The 19,874-nt window shown below is 55.6% G+C and carries 16 protein-coding genes; 9 read left to right on the plus strand and 7 right to left on the minus strand.

Translation table 11 applies throughout. From position 1 onward, the window contains the following. Positions 1–52 precede the first annotated feature (52 nt). Together asnS and pncB are read right to left on the minus strand one after the other, a co-directional pair. Entirely contained in the window at positions 53–1,453 is a 1,401-nt protein-coding gene (gene asnS, locus FQK12_RS21180) for an asparagine--tRNA ligase (RefSeq protein WP_004849497.1), read from the minus strand. Between the two features lie 303 nt (positions 1,454–1,756). Continuing rightward, positions 1,757–2,959 (minus strand): nicotinate phosphoribosyltransferase, encoded by a 1,203-nt coding sequence (pncB, locus tag FQK12_RS21185; RefSeq protein ID WP_014228654.1) that lies wholly within the window; start codon positions 2,957–2,959, stop codon positions 1,757–1,759. 327 nt (positions 2,960–3,286) lie between these two features. Between pncB and pepN the strand changes: the two genes are divergently transcribed. Continuing rightward, positions 3,287–5,902, plus strand: a complete 2,616-nt coding sequence (pepN, locus tag FQK12_RS21190) for an aminopeptidase N (protein ID WP_014228655.1) — start codon at positions 3,287–3,289, stop codon at positions 5,900–5,902. A gap of 65 nt (positions 5,903–5,967) precedes the next feature. On the opposite strand, the gene ssuB is transcribed toward pepN, so the two are convergent. Genes ssuB through ssuE form a run of 3 tightly spaced genes read right to left on the minus strand, consistent with a single transcriptional unit; the run spans position 5,968 to position 8,161 of the window. Then, the gene (ssuB, locus tag FQK12_RS21195) at positions 5,968–6,741 is read right to left on the minus strand and encodes an aliphatic sulfonates ABC transporter ATP-binding protein (protein WP_014228656.1); all 774 of its coding nucleotides are present in this window, start codon (positions 6,739–6,741) and stop codon (positions 5,968–5,970) included. Next, positions 6,738–7,529: an aliphatic sulfonate ABC transporter permease SsuC gene (gene ssuC / locus FQK12_RS21200; protein ID WP_004849501.1), complete on the minus strand. Its 792-nt coding sequence runs from the start codon at positions 7,527–7,529 to the stop codon at positions 6,738–6,740. Before ssuC ends, ssuB begins: the two co-directional genes overlap by 4 nt. 56 nt (positions 7,530–7,585) lie before the next feature. After that, the gene (gene ssuE, locus FQK12_RS21205) at positions 7,586–8,161 is read right to left on the minus strand and encodes an NADPH-dependent FMN reductase (protein ID WP_009653287.1); all 576 of its coding nucleotides are present in this window, start codon (positions 8,159–8,161) and stop codon (positions 7,586–7,588) included. 248 nt (positions 8,162–8,409) lie between these two features. On the opposite strand from ssuE, the gene pyrD reads away from it, so the two are divergent. Continuing rightward, entirely contained in the window at positions 8,410–9,420 is a 1,011-nt protein-coding gene (gene pyrD / locus FQK12_RS21210) for a quinone-dependent dihydroorotate dehydrogenase (RefSeq protein WP_004130996.1), read from the plus strand. A gap of 169 nt (positions 9,421–9,589) precedes the next feature. Further along, entirely contained in the window at positions 9,590–10,132 is a 543-nt protein-coding gene (zapC, locus tag FQK12_RS21215) for a cell division protein ZapC (RefSeq protein WP_004849504.1), read from the plus strand. Here zapC and FQK12_RS21220 read toward each other — a convergent pair. Beyond that, positions 10,129–11,238 carry a YcbX family protein gene (locus tag FQK12_RS21220; RefSeq protein WP_014228657.1) on the minus strand — a complete coding sequence of 370 codons (1,110 nt, stop codon included), beginning with the start codon at positions 11,236–11,238 and terminating at the stop codon, positions 10,129–10,131. The two genes, zapC and FQK12_RS21220, sit on opposite strands and share 4 nt — an antisense overlap. Positions 11,239–11,336: 98 nt before the next feature. Between FQK12_RS21220 and rlmKL the strand changes: the two genes are divergently transcribed. The 6 genes from rlmKL to rmf all read left to right on the plus strand — a co-directional run bounded on the left by rlmKL (position 11,337) and on the right by rmf (position 19,258). After that, positions 11,337–13,442, plus strand: a complete 2,106-nt coding sequence (gene rlmKL / locus FQK12_RS21225) for a bifunctional 23S rRNA (guanine(2069)-N(7))-methyltransferase RlmK/23S rRNA (guanine(2445)-N(2))-methyltransferase RlmL (RefSeq protein WP_014228658.1) — start codon at positions 11,337–11,339, stop codon at positions 13,440–13,442. A 12-nt stretch (positions 13,443–13,454) separates the two neighbouring features. Further along, on the plus strand, positions 13,455–15,362 hold the full coding sequence (locus FQK12_RS21230; protein WP_004849507.1) for an ABC transporter ATP-binding protein: 1,908 nt from the start codon (positions 13,455–13,457) through the stop codon (positions 15,360–15,362). Between the two features lie 14 nt (positions 15,363–15,376). Then, complete coding sequence (gene pqiA, locus FQK12_RS21235; protein ID WP_014228659.1) at positions 15,377–16,645, plus strand: membrane integrity-associated transporter subunit PqiA; 1,269 nt, start codon at positions 15,377–15,379, stop codon at positions 16,643–16,645. Next, a complete protein-coding gene (pqiB, locus tag FQK12_RS21240) occupies positions 16,635–18,272 on the plus strand; it encodes an intermembrane transport protein PqiB (protein WP_014228660.1) in 1,638 nt (545 codons plus the stop codon). The genes pqiA and pqiB overlap by 11 nt, the downstream gene beginning before the upstream one ends. Continuing rightward, positions 18,272–18,835 carry a membrane integrity-associated transporter subunit PqiC gene (gene pqiC, locus FQK12_RS21245; protein WP_014228661.1) on the plus strand — a complete coding sequence of 188 codons (564 nt, stop codon included), beginning with the start codon at positions 18,272–18,274 and terminating at the stop codon, positions 18,833–18,835. The genes pqiB and pqiC overlap by 1 nt, the downstream gene beginning before the upstream one ends. Before the next feature lie 255 nt (positions 18,836–19,090). Next, entirely contained in the window at positions 19,091–19,258 is a 168-nt protein-coding gene (gene rmf / locus FQK12_RS21250) for a ribosome modulation factor (protein ID WP_004100764.1), read from the plus strand. A gap of 64 nt (positions 19,259–19,322) precedes the next feature. Here the strand turns inward: rmf and fabA are convergent, their stop codons facing one another. Beyond that, positions 19,323–19,841, minus strand: a complete 519-nt coding sequence (gene fabA, locus FQK12_RS21255) for a bifunctional 3-hydroxydecanoyl-ACP dehydratase/trans-2-decenoyl-ACP isomerase (protein WP_004849514.1) — start codon at positions 19,839–19,841, stop codon at positions 19,323–19,325. Positions 19,842–19,874: the final 33 nt, after the last annotated feature.

Here is a 19,874-nt window from a genome sequence, read left to right on the forward strand (position 1 = left end):
CATAAAAAAAGGCCAGCTTGCGCTGGCCCTGGATGAAAATTGCAGAAAAAAATCAGAAAGTCGCGTTACGCGGGGTCCGCGGGAACGGAATGACGTCGCGAACGTTCTGCACGCCGGTCACGTAGGCGATAAGACGCTCAAAGCCCAGACCGAAACCGGAGTGCGGTACGGTGCCGTAACGGCGCAGGTCGCGATACCACCAGTAGTCTTCTTTATTAAGACCCATTTCCGCCATACGCGCGTCAAGCACGTCCAGTCGCTCTTCACGCTGGGAGCCACCGATAATTTCACCGATGCCCGGCGCCAGAACGTCCATTGCGGCGACGGTTTTACCGTCTTCGTTAAGGCGCATATAGAACGCCTTGATGTCTTTCGGGTAGTTTTTCACCACCACCGGAGCTTTAAAGTGCTCTTCCGCCAGATAGCGTTCGTGCTCGGAGGAGAGATCCACGCCCCAGTAGACCGGGTTTTCGAACGACTTACCGCAGTTTTCCAGAATGGTGACCGCGTCAGTGTAATCAACCTGGGCAAAATCAGCGGAAACGAAACGCTGCAGGCGGTCAATAGCGTCTTTATCAACGCGTTCGGCAAAGAACTGCATGTCGTCTGCGCGCTCTTCGAGAACGGCTTTGAAGACGTACTTCAGCATCGCTTCCGCCAGACCTGCCACATCGTTCAGGTTAGCAAAGGCGACTTCCGGCTCCAGCATCCAGAACTCCGCCAGGTGGCGGCTGGTGTTGGAGTTTTCCGCACGGAAGGTTGGGCCAAAGGTGTAGATTTTGGACAGCGCGCAGGCGTAGGTTTCGCCGTTCAGCTGGCCGGAAACGGTCAGGAACGACTCTTTGCCGAAGAAGTCTTTATCGAAATCGACTTTGCCCTGTTCGTTGCGCGGCAGGTTTTCCAGATCCAGCGTTGACACGCGGAACATCTCGCCGGCGCCTTCAGTGTCGGAAGCGGTAATCAGCGGAGTCGAAACCCAGAAGAAGCCCTGCTCGTCGAAGAAACGGTGCAGCGCCTGCGCCAGGGTATGGCGAACGCGCGCCACCGCGCCAATCAGGTTGGTGCGCGGGCGCAGGTGGGCAACTTCACGCAGGTACTCGATGCTATGGCGTTTAGCCGCCATCGGATAAGTATCCGGGTCTTCCACCCAGCCGCTGACTTCCACGTGGCTGGCCTGGATTTCAAAGCTCTGGCCCTGGCCCTGAGATGCCACGACTTTACCGGTCACCACGACCGAGCAGCCGGTGGTCAGGCGCAGCACTTCCTGATTGTAATTGGGAAGAGAATTACTAATAACGGCCTGTACAGGATCAAAGCAGGAACCGTCATAGACGGCGAGGAAAGAAAAGCCAGCTTTAGAATCTCGGCGGGTACGCACCCATCCGCGCACGGTGACTTCGCTGTCAACGGCAACGCGGCCCTGGAGTACGTCGGCTACAGGCACAACGCTCATAATAGTCTCTCTTGTTAGTCCAATAGAAAAATCTGTATTCCCCTGCAACAGGGGGATATCTATGTTACCTGTCATCTTCCATCAGACAAGTAGATTTCGCACAAGAAAGGGGGGTTTTAGGAAATAAATAAGGAGATAGCCTACTTTGCTGCGTGAGAGCCTGATATTCAGAGAGATTCGTTCAGCGCGATGATCCCATGCAGGGCGAACGGGGTTCTTAATGCCTGATAACGTCTCGGGGTGATAAGCGGAGGCGAATAAAAATGCGCCCGTTTTGGCGGACGCATTTTGTCTTTATATGACCTAGCTGGCTTTTTTAACCGGCGGTAGATCGAAGGCTTTGCGCAGCGCGCGGACGAAAGCTTTATCGTGACAAATCGTTTTACCCGGGCTATCCGAAAGTTTCGCCACCGGTTTACCGTTGCACTCCACCAGCTTGATAACAATATTGAGCGGCTTCACCTGAGGAATATCGCAGGTTAAACGCGTGCCGATACCGAAGCTCAGATTCACCCGCGATGAGAAGTGGCGATAGAGATCAACCGCTTTTGTCAGGTTGAGATTATCGGAAAATACCAGCACTTTGCTCAGCGGGTCGATGCCCAGCTTTTTGTAGTGGGCGATAGCCTTCTCGCCCCATTCCACCGGGTCGCCGGAGTCGTGGCGCAGCCCCTGATAGCGGGTCGCAAACTCCGGCCCGAAATCGCGCAGAAAAGCGTCCATCGTAATGCAGTCGGTCAGCGCAATCCCCAGCCGATCGGGATACTCTTCCAGCCAGGCAGCGAGAGCCGCGCGCTGGCTGCTCGCCAGGTTCGGGCTGATCTGCTGATGCGCCTGGAACCATTCGTGAGCCTGGGTCCCCATTGGGGTCAAATTCAAACGCCGCGCCAGATCGTAATTGCTGGTACCGGTGAACCAGGATTCTTGCTGAAGACGCTGAACAATCGCCTGCTGCACCTCGCGGGAGAAGCGGCGGCGGGTACCGAAATCCATCAGGCGGAAGCCCGACATATCGATATCAGCAGTGAGGCGGTTAAAGTCAGTCAGCTTATGCTCAAGGGTGTCCAGCGCGAGATCGACGCTGATTTCCGGCGAGCGATAGCGATGTACCAGCTCGCTTATCACCGCCAGCAGCGGAACTTCCCACATAATAACTTCAAGCCAGGGGCCGGAAAGGCGAATATTCAGCTTGCCGTTGTCATTGATGACCGTGACCTGGCGCGGGTCGTAGCGGAAGCCGCGTAGCCACTCGAGATAGTCTGGCGCAAAGAAGGGCAGGCTCGACAACCAGTGATATTCATCGTCCTGCAGTCTCAGGTCGCGCATCGTCTCAACCTGCTCGCGAATCGCATCGGCGTAGATGCCGAGCAGATCGTCCCCGCGGCAGCGGAACTCCGCCGCAACCTGTACATCATTGTAGCGGTGGAAGACAGCCTGCTGCATGTGCAGCTTGTAGGCATCCGTATCAAGCAACGAGTGCAGTACAGGAGAAGTGAATTGGGTCATGGTGCGCAGTAGCATCCTCTCACTGGAGCGTTTCCATCAAAACCAAAGCGGTAAAAGGAGGCGGAGTATACCTGTAATACCCGACGCTGTCCCGCGGTGACGGCTGATGGCGACGCTGACGGTCATTTGCGAGGCCTAGTTTAATATATTGAACACGCATCACACCACAAGCTTTGCGCCTGGTCGAGCGCATTTCGTGCCTCTTGTGTTATCAAAATGTAGCAATTTTCATGTTTAGCATTGAAAAGATGAAGATTCTGCATAGCGAGATTTGCGCAACAGGAATAGACTGAGTCGACACTTTACAGGACACGCTAAAGGTTTTTTATGACACAACAGCCCCAAGCCAAATACCGCCACGACTACCGTGAGCCGGAGTATCTGATTAGCGATATCGATTTGACCTTTGACCTGGATGCCGCGAAAACCGTTGTGACGGCTGAGAGCAAGGTCTCCCGCCACGCGGCTACGTCTGATGTGCCATTGCGTCTGGATGGCGAAGACCTGACGTTGGTCTCTCTGCGGATTGATGGTCAGCCGTGGAGCGACTACAAGGAAGAAAATAACCAGCTGGTGATTAGCGGGTTGCCGGAACATTTCACTCTGACCATCGTCAATGAAATCAGCCCGGCGGCGAATACCGCGCTGGAAGGGCTATATCAGTCCGGCGAAGCGCTGTGTACCCAGTGCGAGGCGGAAGGCTTCCGCCACATTACCTGGTATCCGGACCGCCCGGACGTTCTGGCGCGCTTCACCACCAAAATCATCGCCGATAAAGCAAAATACCCGTTTCTGCTCTCCAACGGTAACCGCGTGGCCCAGGGCGAGCTGGAAAATGGCCGTCACTGGATCCAGTGGCAGGACCCGTTCCCAAAACCGTGCTACCTGTTTGCGCTGGTGGCCGGTGATTTTGACGTCCTGCGCGATACCTTCAAAACCCGTTCGGGGCGTGAAGTGGCGCTGGAGCTCTACGTTGACCGCGGTAACCTTGACCGCGCGCCGTGGGCGATGACCTCGCTGCAAAATTCCATGAAGTGGGACGAAACCCGCTTTGGTCTCGAGTACGACCTCGACATCTATATGATTGTCGCCGTCGACTTCTTCAACATGGGCGCCATGGAGAACAAAGGCCTTAACGTCTTTAACTCCAAATACGTACTGGCGCGTACCGATACCGCGACCGATAAAGATTACCTGGATATCGAGCGCGTGATTGGTCATGAATATTTCCATAACTGGACCGGCAATCGCGTGACCTGCCGCGACTGGTTCCAGCTTAGCCTGAAAGAGGGGCTGACCGTTTTCCGCGATCAGGAATTCAGCTCCGACCTCGGCTCGCGCGCGGTGAACCGCATTAATAACGTACGCACCATGCGCGGCCTGCAGTTTGCCGAAGACGCCAGCCCGATGGCGCATCCGATTCGCCCGGATAGCGTGATCGAGATGAACAACTTCTATACCCTGACGGTGTATGAGAAGGGAGCGGAAGTGATCCGCATGCTGCATACCCTGCTGGGCGAAGAAAATTTCCAGAAAGGCATGCAGCTCTATTTTGAGCGCCACGACGGCAGCGCCGCGACCTGCGACGACTTTGTCCAGGCGATGGAAGACGCTTCCAACGTCGATCTGTCCCACTTCCGCCGCTGGTATAGCCAGTCCGGTACGCCAATTGTCACCGTCCATGATGACTACAACCCGGAAACGGAGCAGTACACGCTGACCATCAGCCAGCGCACGCCGCCGACCGCTGAGCAGGCGGAGAAGCTGCCGCTGCATATTCCGTTCGACATCGAGCTGTACGATAACGAAGGCAAGGTAATCCCGCTGCAGAAGGGCGGTCACCCGGTGCATCACGTGCTGAACGTCACCCAGGCGGAGCAGACTTTTGTTTTCGACAACGTTTACTTCCAGCCGGTCCCGGCGCTGCTTTGCGAGTTTTCCGCGCCGGTGAAGCTGGAGTACAAATGGAGCGATCAGCAACTGACCTTCCTGATGCGCCACGCGCGGAATGATTTCTCCCGCTGGGACGCGGCGCAGAGCCTGCTGGCGACCTATATCAAACTCAACGTCAACCGTCACCAGCAGGGGCAGCCGCTGTCTCTGCCGATTCACGTCGCCGATGCGTTCCGCGCGATTCTGCTGGATGAGAAGATCGATCCGGCGCTGGCGGCGGAGATCCTGACGCTGCCTTCAGCGAATGAAATGGCGGAGCTGTTTGCGATTATCGATCCGCTTGCCATCGCGGCGGTGCGCGAAGCGCTGACCCGCACGCTGGCGAAAGAGCTGGCTGACGAGTTCCTGGCGGTTTACAACGCCAACAAGCTCGACGGCTACCGCGTTGAGCATGCCGATATCGGTAAGCGTTCTCTGCGTAATACCTGCCTGCGCTACCTGGCGTTTGGCGATACCGAGCTGGCGGATAAACTGATTAGCGCGCAGTATCACCATGCGGACAATATGACCGACGCGCTGGCGGCGCTGGCCGCGGCCGTAGCGGCCCAACTGCCGTGCCGCGATGCGCTGATGCAGGAGTATGACGACAAGTGGCACCAGGACGGACTGGTCATGGATAAATGGTTTATCCTGCAGTCCACCAGCCCGGCGGATAACGTCCTGGAGACGGTTCGCGGCCTGTTGCATCATCGCTCGTTTAGCATGGGTAACCCGAACCGCGTCCGTTCTCTGATCGGCGCCTTTGCCGGCAGCAACCCGGCGGCGTTCCATGCAGAAGACGGCAGCGGCTATCAGTTCCTGGTCGAGATGCTGACTGAGCTGAACAGCCGCAACCCGCAGGTGGCTTCGCGTCTGATTGAGCCGCTGATTCGTCTGAAACGCTATGACGAGAAACGTCAGGCGCTGATGCGCGGGGCGCTGGAGCAGCTGAAGGGTCTGGAGAATCTTTCCGGGGATCTGTTCGAGAAAATCAGTAAAGCGCTGGCGTAACGCCAGCGCGAGTCCAAACCTGTAGCCCCGCTAAGCGCAGCGCGAGCGGGGGAACGTCGCAGTCGTTAACCGTGGCTCACTAAGCGTGGCGAGGATTTGTTCTTGCCGCGCTGCATCACCCGATTCAGTACTTCCGCTTCCAGTTCGGCCAGCTTCACTGAACCCGTGCGTCGCGGACGGGGAATGTCCACCAGCAGATCCAGCCCTATCTTCCCCTCTTCAATCAGCAAAACGCGATCGGCCATCGCCACCGCCTCGCTGACGTCGTGGGTGACCAGCAGAACGGTAAATCCGTGCTCCTGCCACAGCGAGACAATCAGATCCTGCATCTCCAGGCGAGTGAGGGCGTCCAGCGCGCCCAGCGGCTCATCAAGCAGTAATAATCCGGGGCGATGAATTAACGCGCGAGCCAGCGCCACGCGCTGCTTTTGCCCGCCGGAAAGCGCCGCGGGCCACTCACCGGCGCGGTCTTCAAGGCCGACGCTCGCCAGCGCCTTGAGCGCCGCCTCGCGCCACTGCCCCTTCAGCCCGAGGCCGACATTGTCGATCACCGTTTTCCACGGCAGCAGGCGGGAATCCTGGAACATCATCCGGGTATCCTCCTGGATTTGCGCCAGCGGCGTCGAACCCGCCAGCAGCTGCCCGGCGTTGGGTTTTTCCAGCCCGGCCAGCAGCCGCAGCAGGGTGCTTTTACCGCCGCCGCTGCGTCCGACCACCGCGACAAATTGCCCGGTGGGAATATGCAGATCGAGTTCATTCAGAATCGTCTTGCTGCCGTAACGCTTGCTTACGCCGTTTAGCAGCAGCGGGATCCCCGGATTAAGACGCGCGGTTGTCATGCGTTGGCCTCCTGAAGGTGGTAAGCCGGATTCCAGCGCAGCCAGACGCGTTCAAGAAGCTGTGCGCTGAAGTCGGCCAGTTTGCCGAGAATAGCGTAAAGAATAATGGCGACGACCACGACATCGGTCTGCAGAAATTCGCGGGCGTTCATCGCCAGATAGCCGATACCGGCGTTAGCCGAGATGGTTTCAGCCACGATCAGCGTTAACCACATCAGGCCGAGCGCAAACCGGATGCCGACCATAATGGAGGGCAGGGCGCCCGGCAGGATCACGTGACGGAACAGAGCAAAACCCGATAAGCCATAGCTGCGGGCCATCTCCACCAGACCCCTGTCAATGTTTCGAATACCGTGCCAGGTGTTGATATAAATCGGGAACATCGTCCCCAGCGCCACGAGGAAAATTTTGGCGCTTTCATCGATGCCGAACCATAAAATCACCAGCGGAATCAGCGCGAGGTGCGGCACGTTGCGCAGCATCTGAATCGAGGTGTCCAGCAGGCGTTCGCCCCAGCGCGACAGGCCGCTGATAAGCCCGAGAACCAGGCCAATGGAACCGCCGATGCTGAAACCAATAAGCGCCCGCCATGAGCTGATGGCCAGATGTTGCCAAAGCTCACCGCTGGCGGAGAGCGTCCAGAAGGCTTTGAGCACCCCTTCCGGTGACGGCAAAATACGGGTAGAGAGCCAACCAACGGAAGAGGCGAATTGCCATACAATCACGCTGCCAACCGGCAAAAGCCAGGGGGCTATGCGGATCAGGAGTTTTTGCGAAAGCGTCGCCATACAGTGTTCCTTTATTCTTTAGCGTTTTGCCTGGTGACGGGCATCAACGCTGAACTTTAAACGTGCTCAACCCGCTGTAAGGTTTTCAGCGCCGGCGCGCGGCTGCTGGGGCGATGCAGCGCCTGCCAGAAGGTTTCCAGCGCCTGGTCGAGGCGGCCCTGCAGATTCGGGGTAAACTGCGGTTTATGCTGATAATCCGTGACCTGGCTATCGTCAGCGAAAACGCCGTGGAGGATCTCCTGGGCTTTCAGCGCGTTGAGTACCGGTTTTAAGGCGTAATCCACCGCCAGCATATGGGCGATGGTTCCGCCGGTAGCCAGCGGCAGAACGATTTTGCCCTCCAGCGCGCGCTCCGGCAGCAGGTCCAGAAGCGTCTTTAACGCGCCGGAAAAAGAGGCCTTATAGACGGGCGTCGCGATGATCAGCCCATCGGCGCCGGCAAGCTGTTCATTTAACGCATGGAGGGCTGGGTTATCAAAGCGAGCGTAGAGCAGGTCTTCCGGAGCGAAATTCTGCAGATGCCAGTGGCAGACCTCGATATCCGCCGCAGAGAGCGTCTCTCTGGCGTATTCCAGAAGCGCGCTGGAGCGGGAAGGGTAGCGCGGGCTGCCCGCAAGTGTGATGACTCGCATACTCTCTCCTTATAACTAAATATTTGCATTTATCTATAATTGATAACATTTAGCCGTAGTGTGACAGAGCGCTTTTATTTCCCTAAATGATTTATCCGGCGTTGGATTGTCAGAAAGTGCATAACGAGCGGGAGAAAAGTAAACGTTTGCGTCGGAGGTAAGATTTTTTGTCGTAGGTCAATTCCCTTTCCGGGGTGGATCGCACATAATACGCCCCCGGTTTGCACACCGGGAATCCAGGAGAGTTCATGTACTACCCCTTCGTTCGTAAAGCCCTTTTTCAGCTCGATCCTGAGCGCGCTCATGAAGTCACTTTTCAACAATTACGCCGTGTTTCGGGTACCCCGCTGGAAATGTTGGTTCGCCAGAAGGTGCCGACAAAGCCGGTAACCTGTATGGGGCTCACATTTAAGAACCCGCTGGGCCTGGCCGCCGGGCTGGATAAAAACGGCGAGTGCATTGATGCGCTCGGGGCGATGGGTTTTGGTTCCATTGAAATTGGTACCGTGACGCCGCGTCCACAGCCGGGCAACGATAAGCCAAGGATCTTCCGCCTGGTCGATGCCGAAGGTTTGATCAACCGCATGGGCTTTAATAACCACGGTGTTGATAACCTCGTGGAGAACGTAAAAAAGGCGCATTTTGACGGCATTCTGGGTATTAATATTGGCAAGAATAAAGATACACCGGTAGAACAAGGCAAAGATGATTATCTGATTTGTATGGAAAAAATCTATGCTTATGCCGGCTATATCGCCATTAATATCTCCTCGCCGAATACCCCAGGCTTGCGTACTTTACAATACGGGGATGCGCTGGACGATTTGCTTTCTGGTATTAAAAATAAGCAACGCGAGCTACAAGAGAAACATCAAAAATATGTTCCTGTGGCCGTAAAGATCGCTCCGGATCTTTCCGTCGAAGAATTGATCCAGGTAGCGGACAGTTTAGTCCGGCATAATATAGATGGCGTCATTGCCACCAATACCACTCTGGATCGATCGCTGGTACAGGGGATGAAACATTGTGATGAAACCGGTGGCCTTAGCGGACGTCCATTGCAGCTGAAGAGTACGGAAATTATCCGCATGCTGTCTGCGGAATTAAATGGCCGCCTGCCAATTATCGGAGTCGGCGGTATTGACTCGGTGATTGCCGCCCGGGAAAAGATAGCCGCCGGAGCGACGCTGGTGCAGATTTATTCCGGATTTATTTTTAAAGGCCCGCCGCTGATTAAAGAAATTGTTACCCATATCTAATCTTTTCCCCCCTCTGATACTCCTCCAGGGCTTTATTTATAGCCCTGGTTGTTTTATATTCCTTCATTGTTGCTTATTTAGACATTTTAGTCTTTTCTTAATTTTTGAAATATTCTGTAGCAGTTTACCTGTTTATTACAGACGGAAGTGGAAGAGGACGGGGGTAGAAATGCGGATCAAACCTGACGATAACTGGCGCTGGTATTACGATGAAGAGCATGACCGCATGATGCTCGATCTGGCTAATGGTATGTTATTCAGATCGCGCTTTGCTCGCCGCATGTTGACGCCCGACGCCTTCGCGCCTTCCGGATTTTGCGTTGATGACGCAGCGCTCTATTTTTCATTTGAAGAAAAGTGCCGCGATCTCGAATTATCAAAAGAACAGCGCGCTGAATTAGTACTCAATGCGCTGGTTGCGATTCGTTTTCTCAAGCCGCAAATGCCGAAAAGCTGGCATTTCAACACGCATGAAGAGAGCTGGCAGCCAGGCGTTGGCGATGCCGCCAGCGCATGGCTCAGCGATACCGGCCAGCAGGTGAATCTGCTGGTGGTTGAGCCCGGAGAAAACGCCGCGCTGTGCCTGTTAGCCCAGCCCGGTCTGACGCTTGCCGGGCGGGTGATGCAGCTCGGCGACGTGATTAAAATTATGAACGACAGGCTGCAGCCGGCGCCAGGCGTCGCCAGCTACAGCCTGGGTCAGGCGGTTTAAGGCGCCAGCCTCACCGCGGTTTTCGGCACGCAGCTACAGCATAAAATGGTGCCATCTGCGGCGACCGCGTTTTTCTTCAGCGCGCTGACTTCTCCTTCTTCCAGCCGGATGCGGCAGCTGCCGCAAATCCCAGCCCGGCAGGAGTAAGGAATACGAATTCCCTGTTGTTCCAGCTGCTCCAGCAAGATTTGCTGATTATTACCGGTAAAACTCACTCCCTGCCACGCTATTTCCACCGTCGCGTTCTCCTGCGCTTCAGGTGCCGGCGTAGTATCACTCTCGCCTGCGCCGTAGGCCTTCGCCGGGCCGCTGGCCAGCACTTCTAACGCATCGCCCACGCGGATTACGCCGCTATTTCGCGCGATCAGGTTCTGGCCAAAATCGACATCGCCGTTATCCAGCGCCGTGCGGAAACGCTGCAGCGTGCTTAAGGGCTCCCCGGAAGGATGCTTTTGCCCGCGCTCCGGGCTGACGGTGGTCAATACGCAGCGGCTGCACGGTTTGACGACATCAAAAATGACCTCGCCAATGCGCACCACTTTCCACGTATCTTCTTCCCAGGCGGCCGCGCCGGTCACCAGCAGATTTGGGCGAAATTGTTCTATGCTTACGCTGGCCGGACAGCGATTTTGCAGATCGCGCAGCGAGGCCTCATTGGCCAGCAGATAGGGAAAACCGTCGGCAAAAGAGAGGGGGACGGCATCGTGACGTTTTACCCTGCGGCTAAGCGCTGGCCCCAGCCAGCGGAGCTGAACGCTGCGGTTGAAGAACCCGCTTAGCCACTGGTTCACCCGGTCCGGGGCAATCAGGGCGGTAAAATGGTTGCCCCAGACTTCGGTCGGCTCCTGCTGTATGGAGAAATCGCTGAAGCGCACCATCGCGCTGCTGCCGTCCGGCGCGGTCAGATGCAGACCATCATGGAGCGGCGCGGGAATAAATTTGACCATTTGCGGAAACTGGCGGGCGGTAATGAAGGTGCCATCGGTTTCCGTCACCATAAATATACGATCGAAGGCCAGCCCGCTGCTGTCTGCATAAGCGTGGCTCAGGCCAATTCCCCGCATCGATTTGACGGGATGAATAAAAAGTCGCGAAAGGGTTACCATACGCTGCCCCTGGCTTTAAAAATAAGCCTTTAACTTTATGACATGGGGCGCATATTGGCTATAATGCGCACCAATTTTCTTTTAGTAAAAGTGACGATATGAATTCTCTGTTTGCCAGTACGGCTCGTGGGCTGGAAGAGCTGTTAAAAACTGAACTGGAAGGGCTGGGCGCGGTGGACTGCCAGTTGGTCCAGGGCGGGGTCCATTTTCAGGGAGATACGCGGCTGCTGTATCAAAGCCTGATGTGGAGCCGGCTGGCTTCGCGGATTATGCTGCCGCTGGGGCAGTGCAGCGTATACAGCGACCTGGATCTGTACCTTGGCGTACAGGCCATTCCATGGACCGAGATTTTCACTCAGGATGCCACTTTTGCCGTGCACTTTAGCGGGCTGAACGAAGAGATCCGCAACAGCCAGTACGGGGCGTTGAAGGTGAAAGACGCCATCGTCGACAGCTTTACGCGTAAGAATCTGCCGCGTCCCAACGTCGATCGCGAAAATCCCGATCTGCGTATTAACGTCTGGCTGAATAAAGAGACCGCGCATATCTCCCTGGATCTTAGCGGCGAGGGGCTGCACCTGCGCGGCTACCGCGACGGTACCGGTATGGCGCCAATCAAAGAAAACCTGGCTGCGGCGATAGTGATGCGTTCCGGCTGGGCTGCCGGTACGCCGCTGCTCGATCCCATGTGCGGTTCCGGTACGCTGCTCATTGAAGCGGCGATGCTCGCTACCGATCGTGCGCCGGGTTTACACCGCGGCCATTGGGGTTTCGGCGGCTGGGCGCAGCATGACGATGCTATCTGGAAAGAGGTGAAGTCCGAAGCGCAAACCCGCGCCCGTCAGGGGCTGGCGGCGTATGAGTCGCGCTTTTACGGTTCCGACGTTGACGCTCGCGTCATCGAACGCGCGCAGCGCAACGCCCGCCGCGCCGGTATTGGCGAACTGATTACCTTCGAAGTGAAAGATGTTGCCCAGCTTAGCAACCCACTGCCGAAGGGCCCTTACGGCACGGTGATAAGCAACCCGCCGTACGGCGAGCGTCTGGAGAGTGAACCGGCGCTGATTGCCCTGCATAGCCTGCTGGGGCGGATCATGAAAAATCAGTTTGGCGGCTGGAACCTGTCGCTGTTTAGCGCCTCGCCGGATCTGCTGAGCTGCCTGCAGCTGCGCGCTGATAAGCAGTTCAAAGCGAAAAATGGACCGCTCGACTGCGTCCAGAAGAACTATCATCTTGCGGAAAACGAAGGCGGCAAAACCGCGATGCTGGCGGAAGATTTCGCCAACCGTCTGCGTAAGAACCTGAAAAAATATGAGAAGTGGGCGCGTCAGGAAGGCATTGAATGCTATCGCCTGTATGATGCCGACCTCCCGGAGTACAACGTCGCTATCGACCGCTACGCCGATTGGGTGGTGGTGCAGGAGTATGCGCCGCCGAAAACCGTTGACGCGCACAAGGCCCGCCAGCGCCTGTTTGATATTATCGCCGCCACCATTGCCGTACTGGGGATTGCGCCGAACAAGCTGGTGCTGAAAACCCGCGAACGGCAGAAAGGGAAAAACCAGTATCAGAAAATGGGTGAAAAAGGTGAGTTCATTGAGGTGCAGGAGTATAACGCACGTCTGTGGGTAAACCTGACCGACTACCTGGATACCGGGCTGTTCCTCGACCACCGTATTGCTCGCCGCATGCTGGGCCAGATGAGCAAAGGCAAAGATTTCCTCAACCTTTTCTCCTACACCGGTAGCGCCAGCGTCCACGCCGGCCTTGGCGGCGCGCGTTCCACGACGACGGTCGATATGTCACGTACCTATCTTGAATGGGCTGAACGTAACCTGCGCCTCAATGGCTTAACCGGCCGCGCGCATCGCCTGATGCAGGCTGATGTGCTGGGCTGGCTGCGGGAGACCACCGAACAGTTTGATCTGATCTTTATCGATCCGCCAACCTTCTCCAACTCAAAGCGTATGGATGATGCGTTTGACGTACAGCGCGATCATTTGCGCCTGATGACCGATTTAAAACGTCTGCTGCGTAAAGGCGGCACGATTATGTTCTCGAACAACAAACGCGGTTTCCGTATGGATCATGACGGGCTGGCGCAGCTGGGCCTGAAGGCGCAGGAGATCACGCAAAAAACGCTGTCTCAGGATTTTGCCCGCAACCGTCAGATTCACAACTGCTGGCTGATTACCGCAGCCTGAAAGGAATAAAGAATGTCTTTAATTAGTATGCACGGCGCCTGGCTCTCTTTCAGCGATGCGCCGCTGCTGGATAATGCTGAACTGCATATCGAAGATAACGAACGCGTCTGCCTGGTAGGGCGCAACGGTGCGGGTAAATCGACCCTGATGAAGATCCTCAATCGTGAACAGGGTCTTGATGACGGGCGCATTATCTATGAACTGGATCTGGTTGTGGCGCGTCTACAGCAGGATCCGCCGCGTAACGTGACCGGAACCGTATATGACTTTGTGGCGGAAGGTATTGCTGAACAAGCGGCATACCTCAAGGGTTATCACGATGTTTCGCAGCTGGTGATGACCGACCCGAGCGACAAGAATCTGAACGAACTGGCACGCCTTCAGGAACAGCTGGATAATTTAGGGCTGTGGCAGCTCGATAGCCGCATTAATGAAGTGCTGGAACAGCTGAATCTGGATCCTAACGCCGAGCTTTCCTCGCTGTCCGGCGGCTGGCTACGTAAAGCGGCCCTCGGCCGCGCGCTGGTCAGCGGGCCGCGCGTGCTGCTGCTCGATGAACCGACCAACCATCTCGATATTGAAACTATCGACTGGCTGGAAGGTTTCCTGAAGATGTTCAAAGGCACCATTATTTTTATTTCGCATGACCGTTCCTTTATTCGCAACATGGCGACGCGAATTGTCGATCTCGATCGCGGTAAGCTGGTGACCTATCCGGGGAACTACGATCAGTATCTGCTGGATAAAGAAGAAGCGCTGCGCGTGGAAGAGTTACAGAACGCGGAGTTTGATCGCAAGCTGGCGCAGGAAGAAGTGTGGATCCGTCAGGGGATCAAAGCGCGTCGCACCCGTAACGAAGGGCGCGTGCGGGCGTTGAAAGCCATGCGCCGCGAGCGCGGTGAGCGCCGTGAAGTGATGGGCAGCGCGAAGATGCAGGTGGAAGAGGCCGCGCGTTCGGGCAAGATTGTGTTCGAAATGGAGAACGTCAACTACCAGGTTGATGGCAAGGTGCTGGTTAAAGACTTCACCGCTCAAATCCAGCGCGGCGACAAAATTGCGCTGATTGGCCCGAACGGCTGCGGCAAAACTACGCTGCTGAAGCTGATGCTCGGTCAGCTGCAGGCGGATAGTGGACGTATTCATGTGGGTACCAAGCTGGAAGTGGCTTACTTCGACCAGCACCGCGCGGAACTTGATCCGGATAAAACGGTGATGGACAACCTCGCGGAAGGTAAACAGGAAGTGATGGTGAACGGCAAGCCGCGCCACGTCCTGGGCTATCTGCAGGACTTTATGTTCCATCCGAAACGCGCGATGACGCCGGTGCGGGCACTGTCGGGCGGGGAGCGTAACCGCCTGCTGCTGGCGCGCCTGTTCCTCAAGCCCAGCAACCTGTTGATACTCGATGAACCGACAAACGATCTGGATGTCGAAACCCTGGAGCTGCTGGAAGAGCTTGTCGACGGTTATCAGGGAACCGTGATGCTGGTTAGCCACGACCGTCAGTTTGTGGATAACACGGTAACGGAGTGTTGGATCTTCGAAGGCGCGGGGCAAATTGGCCAATACGTGGGCGGCTATCATGACGCACGCGGTCAGCAGGCGCAGTATCTGGCGAAAAAACAGCCGGTTTCTAAAAAGACAGTTGAAGTTGCTCAACCGAAAGCAGAAAGTGTCAAACGCGCTGCCAGCAAACTAAGCTATAACCTGCAGCGCGAGCTGGAACAGCTGCCGCAAAAACTGGAAGAACTGGAAGCCCAGCTGCAGAATTTGCAGGAGCAGGTTGCCGACCCTTCTTTCTTTGGTCAGTCGCATGACCATACGCAGCAGGTGCTCGCACAGCTGAGTGAAGCGGAGCAGGCGCTGGAAACCGCCTTCGAACGCTGGGAATATCTCGAAGGTTTAAAAAACGGCGCATAAGCTGAGGAGTTTTCATGTGCGATCATCATCATGCTGCGCGGCATATCCTGTGTCGACAATGTGATCTGCTGGTGGCTTTGCCGCAGCTGGAGCATCGCCAGAAAGCTACGTGTCCGCGTTGCGGAACGACATTGACAACGTCATGGGACGCGCCCCGGCAGCGTCCCACAGCCTACGCGCTGGTCGCGTTGTTCATGCTGCTGCTGGCCAATCTGTTCCCCTTCATCTATATGAAGGTTGGGGGGATCAGCAGTGAAATCGAGCTGCTGGAAATTCCGAACGTGCTGTTTAGCGAGGATTACGCCAGCCTCGGTACCTTCTTTTTACTTTTCGTCCAGCTGGTGCCGGCTTTCTGCCTGGTCACCATACTGCTGCTGGTCAATCGGGTGAGCATGCCTTCCGGGCTAAAGGCGTTTCTGGCGCGGATCCTGTTTCACCTTAAAACCTGGGGGATGGCGGAAATCTTTCTCGCCGGGGTGCTGGTCAGCTTCGTTAAGCTGATGGCCTACGGCGATATCGGCATCGGCCTGAGCTTCGTTCCCTGGTGTATGTTCTGCCTGTTACAGCTGAGGACGTTCCAGTGCGTGGATCGCCGCTGGTTATGGGATGATATTGCACCAATGCCGGCGATTACACAGCCGCTGAAAGTCGGCGTCTCCGGCCTGCGTCAGGGGCTACGCTCGTGCTCATGCTGCACGGCGGTTTTGCCCGTCGATGAGGCCGTTTGTCCGCGCTGTCGGACAAGGGGAACCGCCCGGCGTAAAAACAGCCTGCAGTGGACGCTGGCGCTGTTGGTGACTTCGCTGATCCTCTATATGCCCGCCAATATTCTGCCGATCATGATTACCGACCTGCTGGGCGATAAAATGCCTTCCACGATTATGGCGGGGGTGATCCTGCTATGGAGCGAAGGATCGTATCCGGTGGCGATGGTGATCTTTATTGCCAGTATTATGGTGCCGACGTTAAAAATGATCGCCATTGGCTGGCTATGCTGGAACGCCAGCGGCAAGGGAGCGCGCGACTCGGAGCGCATGCATCTGATTTATGAAGTCGTCGAGTTTGTTGGCCGCTGGTCAATGATTGATGTGTTTGTTATCGCAGTCCTCTCCGCTCTGGTACGCATCGGTGGATTAATGAATATCTATCCGGCGATAGGAGCAGTGATGTTTGCGCTGGTCGTAGTAATGACAATGTTTTCGGCCATGACCTTTGACCCGCGTTTATTGTGGGATCGTGAGCCAGATTCAAGCCATGAGGAAAGACTGCAGCATGGAAAATAAGAGCGGAGAAGCGAAAGTGCAAAAGGTGAAGAACTGGTCACCGGTGTGGATCTTCCCGATAGTCACGGCGCTGATTGGCGCATGGATTCTCTTTTATCACTATAGCCACCAGGGGCCGGAAGTGACCCTGATAACCACTAACGCAGAAGGTATTGAAGGGGGCAAAACCCGGATAAAAAGTCGCAGCGTTGACGTCGGCGTGATTGAAAGCGCGACGCTCACGGACGACCTGACCCACGTGGAGATTAAAGCGCGGCTGAATTCAGGTATGGAAAAACTGCTGCACCAGGATTCGGTTTTTTGGGTGGTTAAACCGCAGGTCGGCCGTGAAGGAATTAGCGGTCTGGGAACGCTGTTATCCGGCGCCTATATCGAACTGCAGCCGGGTAGCAAAGGCTCTGTTCCTGCGCAGTATCCGCTGCTGGATTCACCGCCGCTGGCCTCCCCTGATGCTAAAGGTATTCGCATCCTGCTGGAAAGCAGCAAAGCGGGGCAGCTTTCACCCGGCGATCCGGTGCTTTTCCGCGGCTACCGCGTAGGTTCAGTTGAAACCAGCACCTTCGATGCGCAAAAACGCAATATTACCTATCAGCTGTTTATTAGCGCGCCTAACGATCGGCTGGTCACCAATAACGTGCGCTTCTGGAAAGATAGCGGTATTGCGGTGGATCTGACTGCTGCGGGTATGCGCGTTGAGATGGGATCGCTGTCGACGCTGTTTGGCGGCGGCGTCAGCTTTGATATTCCCGAAGGGCTACCGTTAGGTGAGCCGGTGGCGAATAAAACAGAATATCATCTGTTTGACGATCAACGCAGCATCCAGGATTCGGTGTTTACCCAGCATATTGACTACGTGATGTTCTTTAAAGATTCGATTCGCGGTTTGCAGCCCGGCGCGCCGGTTGAATTCCGCGGTATCCGTCTGGGGACCGTCGGCAAGGTGCCGTTCTTTATTCCAGGCCTGAAGCAGAACATCAACGACGATTACCGTATCCCGGTAGAAGTGCGAATTGAGCCGGAACGTCTGATCAATCAGTTAGGCGCCGATCCTGACATTCGTAAGCATATCGATGATCTAATGAATCGCGGGCTGCGCGGTTCGCTTAAAACCGGAAACCTGGTGACCGGTGCGCTGTATATCGATCTCGACTTCTACCCGAAAGCCCCTCCGCGCGGCAAGATGCAGGAGTTTGGCGGTTATCCGATTATTCCAACCGTGAGCGGTGGTCTGGCGCAGATCCAGCAGCGCCTGATGGACGCGCTGGATAAAATTAACAATCTGCCAATTAACCCGCTGCTGGAGCAGGCAACCAGTACGCTGGCGCAAAGTGAAAAAACGATGCAGCACGTGCAGGCGACGCTGGACAGTCTGAACAAGATAACGTCAAGTCAGTCGATGCAGCAGCTACCGGGCGATATGCAGAATACGTTGCGCGAGCTTAATCGTAGTATGCAGGGCTTCCAGCCGGGATCTGCGGCATACAATAAGATGGTTGCGGATATGCAGCGTCTCGATCAGGTTCTTCGTGAACTGCAGCCGGTACTGAAAACGCTCAATGATAAGAGCAATGCGCTGGTATTTGAGGCGAAGGATAAAAAAGATCCGCAGCCGAAGGGAGCGAAATAATGAAGAAATGGCTAATAGCGGCGGCGGTATGCGCGCTGACGGCATGCAGCAGCGGCGGTGAGAGTAAAACTTACTATCAGCTTCCCGTGGCGCAGGGTGGCGCGCAAAGCGCCACCCACCAAAGCAAAAACTTGCTTTGGGTCGAGCAGGTGAGCATTCCGGATTATCTTGCCGGTAACGGGGTGGTCTATCAGACCACCGATGTTCAGTATGTGATTGCGAATAACAATCTGTGGGCGAGCCCGCTCGATCAACAGCTGAAAACGACGCTGGTGGCGAACCTTAGCAACCAGCTTCCGGGTTGGGTGGTTGCCTCTCAACCGCTGGGTAGCGAGCAGGATACGCTGAACGTGTCCGTCAGCGGTTTTCATGGCCGTTACGATGGCCGGGTCATCGTCAGCGGCGAGTGGCTGCTGAAGCATCAGGGGCAGTTGATTAAGCGGCCGTTCCATATTGAGCTTAAGCAACAAGAGGATGGCTACGACGCGATGGTGAAAACGCTCGCTCAGGCCTGGACCCAGGAAGCGACGGCGATTGCCAGCGAGATTAACCGCTTGCCATAAGTAAAATTAATAAGAATAAAAGCCGCTGCAACAGTGAAAATCGCAGCGGCTTTTTTATTTGTCTCATCAGTTTGTTACTTGTGCTGGTTCACAGTTTTTGTACAAACGAAGTTTCATGTAGCTCACAAATATGACAATGGCGTGAATTTTGCGCATTGACGCTATCCCTGATTCGCGGTATTCGTTAACCGTGGTAGCGTATTTAGTGACCATTGTTTTCTTTTCCACCAGATCAAAGTATGAGGGAAACGAGGCATGAAGAGACAAAAACGAGATCGCCTGGAACGGGCACATCAGCGTGGGTACCAGGCCGGTATTACCGGAAGGTCGAAGGAAATGTGTCCTTACCAGACCTTAAACCAAAGGTCTTATTGGCTAGGAGGCTGGCGAGAGGCCATGGAGGACAGGGTACAAATTGCCTGACTGTCTCTTTAAAAAGAAGCCTCCGCTGCGCGGGGGCTTCGCCTTTTCTAACGCGTGATGTTTATCAGAACGCGGAAGTGTCCTGGAACAGGCCCACTTTCAGATCGGTTGCGGTGTAAATCAAACGACCGTCAACCAGCACTTCTCCATCCGCCAGCCCCATAATCAAACGACGGTTTATCACGCGTTTGAAATGAATACGGTAGGTCACTTTCTTCGCCGTTGGCAGTATCTGACCGGTGAGCTTCACTTCGCCCACGCCTAATGCACGTCCTTTACCTTCGCCGCCTAACCAGCCCAGGTAGAAGCCAACCAGCTGCCACATGGCATCCAGGCCCAGACAGCCCGGCATCACCGGGTCACCAATGAAATGGCAACCGAAGAACCACAGGTCCGGGTTAATATCGAGTTCTGCCTCAACATAACCTTTGTCATAGTTACCACCGGTTTCGGTCATTTTGATGACGCGGTCCATCATCAGCATACTTGGCGCCGGCAGCTGTGGGCCTTTGGCGCCAAAGAGTTCACCACGACCAGAGGCAAGAAGGTCTTCTTTTGTATAGGATTCGCGTTTATCTACCATGTTTTCAGTAAGCCTTATTTTGAGTTCGGGACG

This window comes from Klebsiella sp. ME-303, assembly GCF_007910085.1.
GTDB classification, from domain to species: Bacteria; Pseudomonadota; Gammaproteobacteria; order Enterobacterales; family Enterobacteriaceae; genus Klebsiella; species Klebsiella michiganensis.